6 protein-coding genes are annotated in these 14598 nt (G+C 54.8%); 3 read left to right on the forward strand and 3 right to left on the reverse strand.

Going from position 1 to position 14598, the window contains the following annotated elements; all coding sequences use genetic code 11:
• Positions 1-33: 33 nt before the first annotated feature.
• The gene (locus M017_RS0111560; protein ID WP_031498042.1) at positions 34-1146 is read right to left on the reverse strand and encodes a hypothetical protein; all 1113 of its coding nucleotides are present in this window, start codon (positions 1144-1146) and stop codon (positions 34-36) included.
• Positions 1147-3602: 2456 nt separating this feature from the next.
• Here M017_RS0111560 and M017_RS0111575 point away from each other — a divergent pair.
• Positions 3603-4574: a hypothetical protein gene (locus M017_RS0111575; RefSeq protein ID WP_031498046.1), complete on the forward strand. Its 972-nt coding sequence runs from the start codon at positions 3603-3605 to the stop codon at positions 4572-4574.
• A 381-nt stretch (positions 4575-4955) separates the two neighbouring features.
• On the opposite strand, the gene M017_RS0111580 is transcribed toward M017_RS0111575, so the two are convergent.
• Positions 4956-5750, reverse strand: coding sequence for a biotin/lipoyl-containing protein (locus M017_RS0111580; protein ID WP_155121361.1), 795 nt, complete (start codon positions 5748-5750; stop codon positions 4956-4958).
• A 2765-nt stretch (positions 5751-8515) separates the two neighbouring features.
• On the opposite strand from M017_RS0111580, the gene M017_RS30705 reads away from it, so the two are divergent.
• Together M017_RS30705 and M017_RS0111595 are read left to right on the forward strand one after the other, a co-directional pair.
• Positions 8516-9166 (forward strand): hypothetical protein, encoded by a 651-nt coding sequence (locus M017_RS30705; RefSeq protein ID WP_420313859.1) that lies wholly within the window; start codon positions 8516-8518, stop codon positions 9164-9166.
• A gap of 4 nt (positions 9167-9170) precedes the next feature.
• Entirely contained in the window at positions 9171-10670 is a 1500-nt protein-coding gene (locus M017_RS0111595; protein ID WP_080507664.1) for a MauE/DoxX family redox-associated membrane protein, read from the forward strand.
• A 476-nt stretch (positions 10671-11146) separates the two neighbouring features.
• On the opposite strand, the gene M017_RS0111605 is transcribed toward M017_RS0111595, so the two are convergent.
• A complete protein-coding gene (locus M017_RS0111605; RefSeq protein WP_035957779.1) occupies positions 11147-14584 on the reverse strand; it encodes a pyruvate carboxylase in 3438 nt (1145 codons plus the stop codon).
• Positions 14585-14598: the final 14 nt, after the last annotated feature.

Genomic DNA, 14598 nt, shown 5'->3' on the forward strand with positions numbered 1-14598 from the left:
CTGTCCCCTCTTCTTCTTCTCTTCTTTTTGAGACTAAATAGGATTGTTCCGCAACCAGTCTCGCAACCAGTCTCTCCAGAAGTTAAGATACTTCGCCTCATTCTTCTGGAAGGGTTCCACCGTAGGCATTTGATCCCAGGTCTCCCGAGTTGAAATTCCCGGCTTGGGAGTGCCATTGAGGTAGGACATTGTCACGACATTTTCTCGGGTAATCGTTGGCAAGCCATTCGCGAAGCTTGCCAACCCGAAAACACCTTCATATCGCAGCGAGGAATTGGAGTTCTCAAGCAACTGGCCCAGATAAGGGAGTGTTTCTTTCGTGTGGATACACCGATGTGCATATGCAATAGCACGTTGCAGCATGTACGGAAGATTCCGGCTCGAACCAATCCTACCCAACGCCGCGAGACCGGCTGGATCCGGATTCCGGTACATCAACTCGATCGCCGCCGCGATTCCCCACAGCTCCTCGTTCGTCGGCCCGGAAACCGGCGCCAGAATTCCTGGAAGATCCTTTTCGAGCTGGATGAGGGCCTGAGGATTTTGATTCTGAATCAAAACCGCAAGGCCGGCGGCACGAAGAGCGGGCTCCTTGGAACTGGCAAGGGCCTCGAACGCGCTCTGCACGGCAAGGGAGTTGATGCCTTGCAACGACCTCACCAGGGTGTCAACGAAGCCGAGTCCGCGGCGTTCTTCCGCCAATGCCAGTACCTCGAAGGCAACCTTCTCGATCGCAGGCTGGCTCGGTTGATAATTGTAGGGTGGCGCCGGAACGTCCGCCCGAACCGGTAACGCACGGAACTGCAAATCAACATCCCCCTCTTGGGCCGGTAAAACCTTCAGAACACCAGCGTCATCCTTCTGCAAAAACCAGATGCCTGAGAGAGAGTACTTGCTTGGAATTGGCCCCGTCGCTCGCTGAGAAAAAGAAGTTTCCGCGTCGACGGTCTGCGACGGAGACACCCCCTTCAGAGTGCGGCTCACGGCAATCGTCACAGCTGCGAAATCCCCTCTTTGGTAGCTACCAGTCAATGTACCCACAACCACAAGATCGGCGGCTTCGGTCAGCTTCTGGGCCGAGTTGACTACGATGAGGCTGCCGAGGGCGGGGAGACTTCCAAGACACACCGCTAACGTAAGAATCATGCTGCTTTTCATACTCGTCATGTTCACTTTCTCTTTATTTATAGGTTACGGAACATTGATCTTCTGCACGTTGTCCAGGCGCGCGTTGCCGAAGTTTCGCTTTAGATCACCCTGCTGTAGTAGAATTCCTAACCCGACCGAGGATTCGCTCGCGCAACAGCCAATTCGCCAGAACTGCTGCCACTGTTGCACCGGCCCGTTACCGGCGAGTGGCTCAGCGGGCGTCAGCACGGCCGGGACCGGACTAGGATCCAAGATATTAGGTGTATTTAGCTGAAGATCTCCGGACACGAGGGCATCGGTGGTCGAGTGCGGCGGTGCATTTGAGTGGCGCTGCCGATCCGAGCGGGATTCTGGATTTGCGGTTTTGGCGGGAGGCTGTGGGGCGGGTCGGTGGCAGGAGCTGCATTCGGACGCGGATCGGGCGGCGGAGATTCACTTATTGCGCCGGTGCACGTATGCTGGCCGGCCGTTCGGGGAGGAGGCGTTCGTGGAGAGAATCGAAGAAGCCTTTCAGCGGAAATGGAGACGGTGGAGCTTTGAAAAGGCGCTGGGAAACCGCGCGTTGTCAGCGAGTTGCGCGTTGTCAGCGCGTTAGGCGAAGGGGACGGAGCTGACTGGTGGTTTGGTGGGAAATGCGAAGTGCTTGATGCGGGCTGTCCCTCTGGCTCCTCTGGCTTTTGGCTTTGGCTTGGCTAGGCTTGGCTAGAAGGGCTAGAAGAATGGCGGCGAGAGCGACTTGCCTTGCGAGATTACGATTGATCGAATTAGCCGGTTTATTTGAGTGAAACGAAGGGGACGGAGCTGACTGGTGGTTTGGTGGAAAATGCGAAGTGCTTGATGCGGGCTGTCCCTCTGGCCCCGGCTCTCTGGCTCTCTGGCTCCTCTGGCTTCTCTCTGGCTCTTGGCTCTTGGCTCTTGGCTCTTGTGGTTGTGCCGGAGCGGGAAGGTTGTGCCGGAGCGGGAAGATTCTCTGGCTGTGTTGTTTCGGCGGGTGCATGGAGCTTATGCGCAGTCGCTGAATGCGCGTCTGGGGCGTAGTGGGCACCTTTGGCAGAATCGCTACTACTCGTGCCCGATGTCGGAGAGTCACTTGTGGATGGGGATTCGATATGTGGAGGCGAATCCAGTGCGGGCGGCGATGGTGGATCGAGTGGAGACGTACCGGTGGTCGAGTGCGGCGGTGCATTTGAATGGCGCTGCCGATCCGAGCGGGATTCTTGATCTGGGGTTTTGGCGAGAGTCTGGCGGGGCAGTGCGGTGGCAGGAAGTACATTCGGCTGGAGAGCGGGCGTCGGAGATTCACCTATTGCGCCGGTGCACTTATGCTGGCCGACCGTTTGGGGAGGAGACGTTTGTGGAGAGGATCGAAGAGACGTTTCAGCGGAAGTGGAGACGGTGGAGCTTTGAGAAAGCGCTGGGCGGAGCTGTGTTGTCAGCGAGTTAGTCGAAGGGGACGGAGCCGATTGGTGGTTTGGCGCGAAATGCGAAGTGCTTGTCCCCCTCTTCGCCCCTCTTCGTCCCCTCTTCCCCTCTTCCCCTCTTCCCCTCTTCCGGGACGACCATCTTCGTCGATCCTGCAAATGGATGTCTGGTCACAGACCTGTTCTGTAGGCACTTCGCATTCCTGACTTCCGCTCTGGCTTTCAGCTCCTCATCGCCTCATCCCACGAGGTGCGGGGAAACCTCCGTTTCCACTTGACTTTACCTATCATGGATGTCCCCCCTCTTCCAGCGAAGGGGTGCGATATTGCGATATAGCTTGTCCCGGTGGCTGTCCCCTTGGCCTTTTTGGGGGGCACTCCACCTGGCACTCCACCTTGGCCTCTTGACAAAGAAATAGATCGATGTTAAGAATCAGAAATACAGGCTAAGTCCTTTCTGATATTCGATATTCGCTTCTACATTGGGATTGGGTGTTTTTTTAGCGGCCACCTTACTCTATTTATTTTCTCCGCCTGTTGGGCATGCTATTGACCGAGTCGGTGCACCTCCAAGTCCCCAGGCGAGACAATTGGTGATACCTGGGAAAACCATCACTACCGTCACTCAGATAGTGCTCGTGTCAGACGAAAGTGGAAATCGAATTCCTTTTCGGCCTTCGAGTCTTATGCCTAAGGAGCTGAGATCTCAATCCGATTCTAGGCCGGGAAGTTGCGCGAGTGGGCCAATGGCTACCCTTCGACGCGAGCTAGTGAAGATGCTTCCCTTCCAGATTGTACAAGCTGATAGCTGCTACGAGAGGTCATGCCAAGACCACTACATGACGTCGGACCTAGGCCTTTGTTGCCCCGCCACTAGCCAAGAATATCGCTACTATATGCCTGATTCGAACCTGGCTACATGGGATCTTGGTGTACGGTTCCCTGGATCGCCTTCCTGTAGTCTGGAGTATGTGTGCCCTGGACCTTGTCGGGAGACGCGCTGCCAACATTAACATTAGCAGAGGAAATACTATGAAAAGTGTAAAGATATTGTCGAGGATTCTAATAACTGGGGCCATGTGTGCCGGTCCAGTTGTCGCCCAGCCTCAGACTGATAAGCTGAGCGAAACTTTTACTGGTAAGCCGGTTCCTAAATACAGCCGTGGTGTTCTCCTTGCTCGTGACCCGGCGGAATCTTGTGTGTATCTGGTTCGGCCCGGCCAGCAATCGCAAAGAATCCAGCTCAAGCTTCCAGAAGATGGAACATATTACGTCCGTGATGCAACATTAAGTCCGAAGGGTACTCTGGTTACCGTTGGGACTGTTAAGTCCGCAACGAATACGAGCGGTGCGCTTGTGATTGTTGTTCCAAATACTGGCGAGACCAAAGTGGTTTTGACAGACCATTTCGGTACGGCCCTAGTGGCAGTTACGGATAATTCTGAGATTGTGGTAGCAGGGAGAGAGTATGACAGTACTTTTAGGGACATCCCAGGGGCGTCCATCCTGCGGATTTATACGGAGGATGGGGTGCTTGTAAAAAAGCTACTACCTAGGGAGATGGTTCTTGGAGAGGGAAAAATATTATCGATTACTGAATCAAGCTTGGCCTACGGCAATGGGAATGTTGCACTGGTAAATCCGTCAACTAATAACATTGTTTTTCTTGACCACTCGTGGCAAATAAAACCTGTCTTTAAGCTGCCGACGAGTGTCGCAGAACTTCGAATCTCAAACTGTGCTATTCAGGATTCGTCTCTGTACTGCTCTTTAGCTGAGTTGAGAGGCGAAGGCCCGCCTCGTAAACCGGCTTCCTCGGTGGTTGCTATGCGAATAGGAGACCAGCGGTTGTTCGACCTTTCGAAGGTTCTGCAGTTGGATGATTCGGATATTCCCGTATTTGCCGGGATCGCCTCCGGAAAAATTGTTATTCGGAAGCAAGCCCATGGCTCTCTAGTGCGGTACGACGTGCCTGATCCGGGCAGTGGGAACGAGATTAAGTAGAAGATTAGGACAGGAGTGCTTGCCGACCCGAGTGATCGCTTCGTGGATGCATCCAGAGGGAACTGAGCTTTTGTGATGGATAATGTCCAATCTTGATTGCGGTGCTTAGAAATTGCTCAACTGTCAAAATCACAATCCAGAAATCCAGAAGTGGAAATTCGTACGGCTGGGAGCAGTTGGCATTGGGATTTGGAATTGTCCAAATCGATTTCGGACTGCGCCATCCCTTCGTCTCAGTTAATAGAAACCTTCCCGCATTTATGTCCGTGAGCCGTAATGTCTCAAGTTACAACTGTGAAGGAGAGACGATCAGTTGCTGTTCGGACATGCTCAATCGGAAAAGATATTCCAATACGGTGGCTATGTTGGCAACGCTGGAGATCATTCGAGGATGACGAGCAGATCCTTGGGTTCGACGGTTTCGCCGGTTTTGACTAGGATTTCTTTGACCGTTCCGTCGTTGGGGGCGGTGACCGTGGTTTGCATTTTCATTGCTTCCAATACGAGTAACGGTGCGCCCTTTTTGACTTCGGTTCCTTCTTTGACGTGAATGGTGGTGACTGCTCCGGGGATCGGGGCGGCGACGTGGCCGGGGTTGCTTGGGTCCGCCTTCGCTCGCTCTGCCATCGTTGACTTGAGCGTCTTGTCCTTGACCTGCACTTCTCTCGGTTGTCCGTTGAGTTCGAAGAAGACGTTGCGCGTGCCATCGGGGTTGGGTTCGCTGGTGGTTAGGAACTTGACGATGAGCGTTTTGCCCGCTTCGATGTCGAAGCTGATCTCTTCGCCCTTGGCCATTCCGTAGAAGAAGGCGGGGGAGGGGAGGACCTCAATGTCGCCGTGGTCGGCTCGGGATTTTGCGAATTTTACGAAGACTTCCGGATACATCAGATAGCTCATCAGATCCGTGCGGCTGGGCTTTTCTTCGATTGCGGCTTCGAGTTTCTTTGCCGTCTCGTCCAGATCGACCGCTGGCATTGCTGCGCCGGGACGACCTTCCGTTGTCTTGCGGCCTTGCAGGATGATCTTTGCAATGTGCTCGGGCCAGCCTCCCTCGGGAATGCCGAGCGAACCTTCAAACATGTCGATGACCGAGTTCGGCAGCGTGATGTTGTGGTCCTGCTTGAGCGCGAGGAATTCTTCCATCGTCATCCCGTGGCTGAGGAGGCTCTTTGCCAATAGGCAACTGCTTGGCGGATGAAGGGGACGGAGCTGATTGGATCTTTCGCGAACAAAGGGAATCTACAGGTTTGGCTACTTCCGCTTTGTAGGCTGCGACCTCAGGCCGTTGCGCTGGTGCACTTCTTAGTGGCAAGAGGGAGATGTGCGCGGAACTGCTTCAGCGTTGCTGGAGATCACGTTATGCCATATCGCCCAGATTTGCTGGGGAAAACAAAGGGGACGGAGCCGATTGGAGTGTTGGCGGGAAATGTGAAGTGCTTGATGCGGGCTGTCCCTCTGGCCGGAGTTTTGGAGAGAGGCTGGAGGTGCGCTCCGGTGGCGGGAACTGCATTCAGATGCTGATCGGGCGGCGGAAATTCACTTGTTGCGTCGCTGTACGTATGCTGGTCGGCCGTTTGGGGAGGAGGCTTTCGTCGAGAGGATTGAAGAGGCTTTTCAGCGGAAGTGGAGACGGTGGAGCTTTGAGAAGGCGCTGGGGAGCCATGCGCGATGAAGGGGACGGAGCTGACTGGAGGTTTCGGGGGAAATGCGAAGTGCTTGATGCGGGCTGTCCCTCTGGCCGCCGCTCTGGCCGGCCGCGGGCCGGGTTGCAGCGCTACATGAACGGCTGGGGCGGAGTGGGCTCGGCGTCTTGGCGTCCCTAGGGCGGAGCCTGTTGTGCCGATGTAGCCGGGGTGAAAGCGCTTGCTCGCGTAGCGCGGGGGATCGGCTTGGGTCAATCCTTGCTTCCATCCCGGTTCTGCTCAGTGCTGGGCGACAGCCTACTTCAATGTGCGGATCTCCTTCGCCCATTCCTAGTTGTTGGAGGAAACGAAAGGGCCGAACTGATTGGAGTGTTCGAGGGCAGTGCGAGGTGCTTGATGCGGGCTGTCCCTGCGGCCCTTGCACCGAGGAGTACTTCGTCCCCAAAAGCATAATTTGCTTTGTCGATTTGCTTTGTTACTTTCACGTCGCCTCCGATGATAGTCCCCAGAAGCATTTTGTCGGCAGTCGCTCTTCTACCAGCCGAACAAAAAATCCAAACATCATCTAGCCACTTGCCTGATCCATAGGTACCGTTATTCTCAGAAAAAATCGTGAACACATAGTAGTAATATGTGCTCTGTATATAACCTGCAGTATGGGATCCAGTTATTCCACCGCCAGCTAAGGTCGGTCCCGCCACTACCGCGAAACTCAAGTCGTACTGCGTGACGAACATATTGATAGGCTCAGACTCACCAGAGGTGGTCCACCCGATATAAGCAGTTCCTAGATTCCCTGGCGTCGGGCAAAAAACAGAATCAGCATAAATGTTCCCCGAAGCCCAGCATTGCATTCCCAGAAATCCAGATGCTACCCATACTAGAACTCTCCGCATAAACGTTGCCTGGATCATTCGATCATCCTTTCGCTTACAATTCCCATTCTAATGGCACAAACAGCAGGCTTATGGCTCTCATAACTTGAGGCCACTTCCCTGCCGGCCACTAACCGGCAGCCTGATAATAAGGGAAGGGGTTTGGGAAGTCAAGCTCTTTTCAGCGAGATGTCCAACTATGAATACACTTGAACCTTGCCATTTCAGTTGCAAATACTTCCTGCCCGACTCAGAATGATTTGAATCGTTTCATTAATTTAATGCAATAATTTTCTTGACTATTATCTTTAGATACCGTAGTCTCAATCCAACCTTAGTACGGTTGTTTATAAGGCGAAGGCCAACGAGGAGGAGAAGATGCCTCAATCTACGGATGATATTGTTATCGTGTCGTCACGTGCCCCCCAATTAATAAATAGAGGGGACACGTTAGTCGTATTGCTTGCGCTCAGCAACAATGGGAAACAAACCGCAAACAACTTAACCATTTCGAGCATCAGTATAGATTCCCGTGTTTCTTCAGCATTAGCAATGCCTTGGCGAATAGGCAACGCTCCGCCCTCATTGGGTCGATCAAAGTTGCTCGACGCTGAACTCTCTGCGACTTTTCCAATGAGCACGTTGCGTATAGGAGGAAAGCATCTAGCGATCCTAGAGGGAACCTACGACACAGTCGTTGGCATCCACAGATTCTCCGTTGAGGTCCCAATAACGATACCTCCAGTACACCCCACTGCAAATGATACTCAGTACCTGTCAGCCAAGGTGGAAGTAGAAATCGACACGGCAGCAGGACTATGGTCCTACTCCATAGCCAATGAGGAACGAGCCTCCGACCCGATATATATCACGACCTTCCAATTAAAGGTCGCGACACCAGTTATAGTAACGGATTCGCCCAAAGGATGGACTGCTCTAACCGACAATAATACCTATGTGATGTGGCATGTTAGTGGTGCACCAGAGTCTGGGGTTCCTGTCGGAGCCCTGTTGCACGGCTTCAAAGTAATGAGCACCAGCAAGAGTTCAGAGGGCATGGTCTATAGCCTAAGCTCGATAAACCAACGAACGGGAAAACCTGACAGGATAGCGCTTGGCACCATTCTGACCCCCGCGCGTAGCCGACAATAAGTGTAAATAACAAATAGTTAGCGGAGTGTTCCAAATGGAAGAAGCACCTGTCATTAACACAACAGATTTATTTGCCGATATATCCAGGACGCTTAACGCAACGGCGTCCCGCCGATCGAGCGTAATACTTGCACTCAAGGCCCTAGCTGGCGCCTTTCTACTCGACGTTGGAATTAAGCCATTATGGGCTATCAGTTGCTATTGTGGATCTCAGCTCTTTGATACGTCCACACATTGCTGCACTCCTACCGGGCTCAAAGTCAAATACCCGATGCCAAGCACATCAGAATGCCCAAATCGGCAGGCACATTCGCCCTATGTCCCAACCACTAATGGTTGTGGAGGCCAAGACAGCTGGAGCGCTTCATTCATCCCTAACTCGTTCGGGCCCGCGAATTTCACAGCATGTTGCGATGCGCATGACATATGTTATGGCACATGTAATTCTAATAAGGCTAACTGCGATAACGCCTTCGGAGACTGCTTTGCCGGGCCATGTTCGGTTTTCCCGGCAGGATCACCACTGCGGGACCAGTGCATGCAAATTGCAGCCTTATACTATAGTGCGGTTGTCCTCTTCGGCGGCGGTCCATACGAAACGTCGCAGAGAGAGGCATGCGATTGCTGCGGCTCTTCATGCTCAGATCTCCCGTGCCAACCCGGACCTTGTGGTGCAACCCCATCCTGTAACGGAACAACTAGCTGCGGATGCAAAAGCGGGTCCGATCGAACCTATTGCGTGCGAGAGATAGCGTGCCTTGATACGGTGACCTGCACAACCAACGCAAATTGTCCATCCGGTCGTGTCTGTGTATTCAATACTTGCTGTGGCGCAGGGGGCTGGTGCGCTCCACTCTGTGGAGGCAGTTCTGGCCTGGTGGCACCATTATCGAGTGGTTCCGGAATACTGAGAAGAGAGTAGCGACGTGGATCTACTTGTTACGCTAGCAAGCACAATACTATTCTTCGTTTTCCTTGTGGCGGCTGTCTCTAAGCTGCGTAATCGAGGCGAAGCGATTAAATCGCTGCTGGAATTTGGAGTACCAAGTGGACTAACCCCTGTCACACTAGTACTGCTGACGGTAGTAGAGTTGATAGTGGCAGTACTGCTGGTTTGCTCAAGCCGCTGGGGCGGCCTGAGCACCCTAGTATTATTGGTGATCTTTTCTCTTGCAATCGCCTTCAATTTGGTGCGGGGACGGAGGCCAACATGTCGCTGCTTCGGTAACATCGGAGCCGGGCCAGTGGGTCCGACAACTCTCCTTCGCAACGGAGTGCTAAGCGGGCTGGCGATCGTCGCTATTGTTGGGGGGAGTAACGAAGAGTCAGTGAGCCTGTGGGCGAAGCTGGCCGTGGCTGGTAATTGGGATCTAGGTGTAATCGCTGCAGCTACGGCGTTTCTGTCTTTGCTTGGAATTCAGTTGTGGTTCTCAATTCATCTGCTCCGCCAGCATGGACATTTAATGCTTCGCCTGGATAGACTGGAGGAGAGCATTCGAATTTCAGGAGTTCCTATTACAGCGCCGTCCTCAGACAGTGTCCCGATGTTGGGTCCGGCTGCGCCGGGTTTTGCTCTTCCGGATGCTTCAGGTGACATTGTCAGCCTGGCTGGCATTCTCGGCAGCTCTCATCGGTCTGTATTGCTCGTTTTTTCCGATCCTAACTGCGAAGCATGTAAACTGCTCTATGAAGCTCTTCGGAAATGGCAATCAGATGACAGACGGGTCTTTGAGGTCGTTGTAATTACTCGGTCGAGTCAAGATCGATCAGTTCCAAATGTTGACTCCATCAAAGTATTATTTCAATACAATTACGAAGTAGCAGAAATATATGGCGCATATGCAACACCGAGCGCCATTTTAGTAACTGTGAATGGGGCCATTGGTAGCCACTTGGCTGTTGGCTCTGAGGCGATTGAAAATCTAGTATCTCAACTAACTCAGTCAGACATTGCTCTGACAAAGCCAGCCAAGCAAGCCGATACGGATCGCTTGCTATCTCCGAATACGAACGAAGAAGCAGCACACTTCTCTTTATTGGATGTCGATGGATTACCTGTGAGTAGCTCTGATCTGTTAGGTCGAGATGTGCTCCTGATATTTTGGAATCCGAATTGTTCGTACTGCTTGGACATGCTCCCGCGTCTGCGTGCGTGGGAAGCGGAGAATTTAGACAGAGCCGACCAACTTGTTATTGTATCCACGGGAGGACCAGATATCAATCGGGCGATGAATCTGCGGTCTCGTATTATTCTAGATCCAGGCTTTATGGTTGCTTCTGGATTTGGCGCAACCGGTACTCCTTCAGCTGTGCGATTGGACAATGTCGGCCGTCGCGTGTCGGCGGTCGCCACCGGCAAGGTGAATATCAACGTGTTATTGAGCCAAATGGCCGCCAGAGAATCTATCGATGTATTAGGATTTTGAAAGATTATCAAGTGACCATACGCAGTGAGTGAAAAACGGTTGACGCCCCGGTGTACGAGCTCTAAAGCCAAGTTCTATCTAATACTCCCACCATTACTCACTAAAGGAAGATTATGGAAATCGTACAGTGGCTCGTTCCGTCCGACGCTAAGCAGGCCACCGCTGTCGTTCGGGTGGAACCCGGGCACGTAGCTGATGTCGAGCAGATGCTTATCCTTCTGGATGGCAACTCCTTAGGAAATTTTGGGATTACCGTAGAACTTATTAAGACCGGAGATGCCTTTCCTCTCTATAGGCCTTTGTTTTTTCAAGGTAGGCCCGTGGGAGATTCGTACTTAGATGTTGTCCATCAGCATGGGTTTGGGTGCGCGAGGGAAATTCGATCGGGTGTTCGATACTATCGAGTCCGGGTTGCACGGGATTAGTGTGGAGGCGAGAGACTTTGCTCGAGCCTCCTGAGTTGGGTGATGAACTGATTAGCCGAGGATAACTAGTAAGTCCTTCGGTTCGACGGTTTCGCCAGGTTTGACTAGGATTTCCTTGACTGTCCCGTCGATGGGGGCGTTGACGGTTGTTTGCATTTTCATTGCTTCCAACACGAGTAAGGGTGCGCCCTTTTTGACTTCGCTTCCTTCTTTGACGTGGATCGTCGTGACCGCTCCGGGGATCGGGGCGGCGACGTGGCCGGGGTTGCTGGGGTCGGCCTTGGGACGCTCTGCCATCGTTGACTTCAGCGTCTTGTCCTTGACCTGCACTTCCCTCGGTTGGCCGTTCAGTTCGAAGAAGACGTTTCTTGTTCCGTCAGGGTTGGGTTCGCTGATCGTTAGGAATTTGACGATGAGCGTTTTGCCGGGTTCGATGTCGAAACTGATTTCCTCGCCCTTTGCCATTCCGTAGAAGAAGGCGGGGGAGGGGAGGACCTCAATGTCTCCGTGATCCGCGCGTGACTTTGCAAATTTGACGAAGACTTCCGGATACATGAGATAGCTCATGAGGTCGGTGCGGCTGGGCTTTTCTTCGATCGCGGTTTCGAGCTTCTTTGCCGTCTCATCCAGATCGACTGCCGCCATTGCTGCGCCGGGACGACCTTCCGTTGTCTTGCGGCCTTGCAGGATGATCTTTGCAATCTGCTCGGGCCAGCCTCCCTCGGGAATGCCGAGCGAACCTTCAAACATGTCGATGACCGAGTTCGGCAGCGTAATGTTGTGGTCCTGCTTGAGCGCGAGGAATTCTTCCATCGTCATGCCGTGGCTGAGCAGGAAGAGGGCGAGATCGCCTACGACCTTGGAGGAGGGTGTGACTTTGATGATGTCGCCGAAGGCCGCGTTCACGTCCGCGTACATTCGTGCGACTTCGGGCCAACGGGTTCCGAGACCCATTGCTTCGGCCTGCTCGCGCAGATTCGTGTATTGACCGCCGGGCATCTCGTGGATGTAGAGATCAGCCAGGCCGTGGCGCGGGCTCGTGTCGAAACCACTGTAGTTGTGACGGACGGCTTCCCAATATTCCGAGTAGGCGAGGAGCGCTTCGGGGTCGAGTCCAGTGTCGCGTTCCGTGTTGGCCAAGGAGGCGGCGATCGAGTTGAGATTGGGCTGGCTGGTGGAGCCGGACATCGATGCGACTGCGGCGTCGGCGATGTCGACCATTGCGTCGCTGGCCTTCAAGATTGATGCGGCGTTGAGACCGCTGGAATCGTGGGTGTGGAAGTGGATCGGGATTCCGATCTCCTGACGCAGGGTCTTGACCAACAGCTCGATGGCGTAGGGCTTGGCGAGACCGGCCATGTCCTTGATGGAGAGCATGTGCGCGCCCATCTTCTCGAGCTCTTTCGCCATTTTGACGTAGTAGTTCAGCGAGTACTTGGTGCGCTTGGGGTCGAGGAGATCGCCCGAATAACAGATGGCGGCTTCGCAGATGCGGTCCGTGTTGCGCACGGCTTCCATCGCGACTTGCATGTTGGGGAGCCAGTTCAGCGAGTCGAAGATGCGGAAGATGTCGATGCCCTGGGCCGCGGTTTCCTTGATGAATTCGCGGACGACGTTGTCGGGATAGGCCGTATAGCCTACGGCGTTGGAGGCTCGGAGGAGCATCTGGAACGCAATGTTGGGGATGACTTCGCGCAGACGGGTGAGGCGCTGCCAGGGATCCTCGAGCAGGAAGCGCATGGAGACGTCGAAGGTTGCGCCGCCCCACATTTCGAGAGAGTAGAGACCGCTCATGCGGTGGGCGACGAAGTTCGCGATGGCCATGAGGTCATAGGTACGCATGCGCGTAGCCATGAGGGACTGGTGGGCGTCGCGGAAAGTCGTGTCGGTGATGAGGAGGCGCTTCTGGTCGCGGGTCCACTGGGCGAAGCCTTCGGGGCCGAGCTTGTCGAGCAGCTGCTTGGTGCCTGCGGGAGCGGGCGTGGCGATGAAGGGCTCGATGCGGGGCTTGCGGAAGGTGGCAGGCTTGGGCTTGCCGGCGGCTTCGGGGTTGCCGTTGACGATGACGTCACCGAGGTAGGTGAGGAGCTTGGTGGCGCGGTCGCGACGGGCGGTGAACTGGAAGAGCTCGGGCGTTTCTTCGAGGAAGCGCGTGGTGACGTCGCCCTTCTGGAAGGTGTCGTTATTGATGACGTTTTCGAGGAAGGGGATGTTGGTCTTGACGCCGCGGATGCGGAACTCGCGGAGTGCGCGGTCCATGCGCTGGCAGGCCTGGTGGAAGTCGCGGCCCCAGGCGGTGGTTTTGACGAGCAGGGAGTCGTAGAAGGGGGTGATGACCGCGCCGCCGTAAGCGGATGCGCCGTCGAGACGGATGCCGAAGCCGGCCGGGGAACGGTAGGTGTGGATGCGGCCGTAGTCGGGCTGGAAGTTCTGGGAGGCGTCTTCGGTGGTGACGCGGCACTGGAGCGCGAAGCCGTTGACGTGGATGTCCTTCTGCTCTGGCAGGCCGATCTCGGGGCTGTGCAGGGAGAGACCCTGGGCGACCTGGATCTGGGTGCGGACGATGTCGATGCCGGTGACCATTTCGGTGACCGTGTGTTCGACCTGGACGCGGGGGTTGACCTCTATGAAGAACCATTCGTCGCGATCGACGTCGACGAGGAATTCGACGGTGCCGGCGTTTTCGTAATTCGCTACTTTGGCGAGGGCGACGGCAGCGTCGCAGAGTTCCTGACGGATGCGCGGGGAAAGGTTGACGGCAGGGGCGACCTCGACGACCTTCTGGTGCCGGCGCTGGACACTGCAATCGCGCTCGAAGAGGTGGAGAACATTGCCTTGCTTGTCGGCGATGATCTGGATTTCGATGTGCTTGGCGCGGCGGATGAAGCGTTCGAGGAAGACGGCATCGTTGCCGAAGGCTGCGCCGGCTTCGCGACGGGCTTCTTCGAGCTTGCCCTTAAATTCGTCGGCATTGTTGACGACGCGCATGCCGCGGCCACCGCCACCGAAGGCGGCTTTGATGATGAGGGGGAAACCGATCTTCTCGGCGGCCTTTTCGGCGTCCGCGATGTTGGTGACCGCTTCGGGGGTGCCGGGGACGACGGGGATTTTGGCTTTTTCGGCGAGGGTACGCGCGGCGGTTTTGTCGCCGAGGGCGTCGAGCATTTCGGCCTTGGGACCGACGAAGGCGATGCCGGCCTTTTCGCAGGCGCGGGGGAGCGCGGGGTTTTCCGAGAGGAATCCGTAGCCGGGGTGGATCGCATCGACACCGATGGAGCTGGCGAGCGCGACGATGCCGTCGACGTCGAGATAGGCTTCTACGGGACCTTTGTTTTCGCCAATCTGGTAGGCTTCGTCTGCTTTGAAGCGGTGGAGGCTGAGGCGGTCTTCTTTCGAATAGATCGCAACAGTGCTGAGACCGAGTTCATTGGCGGCGCGGAAGATGCGGATGGCGATTTCGCCACGATTGAGAGCTAGAAGTTTTTTCACGGAGGTACTGAAAG

Source organism: Bryobacter aggregatus MPL3, from assembly GCF_000702445.1.
Taxonomy (GTDB): domain Bacteria; phylum Acidobacteriota; class Terriglobia; order Bryobacterales; family Bryobacteraceae; genus Bryobacter; species Bryobacter aggregatus.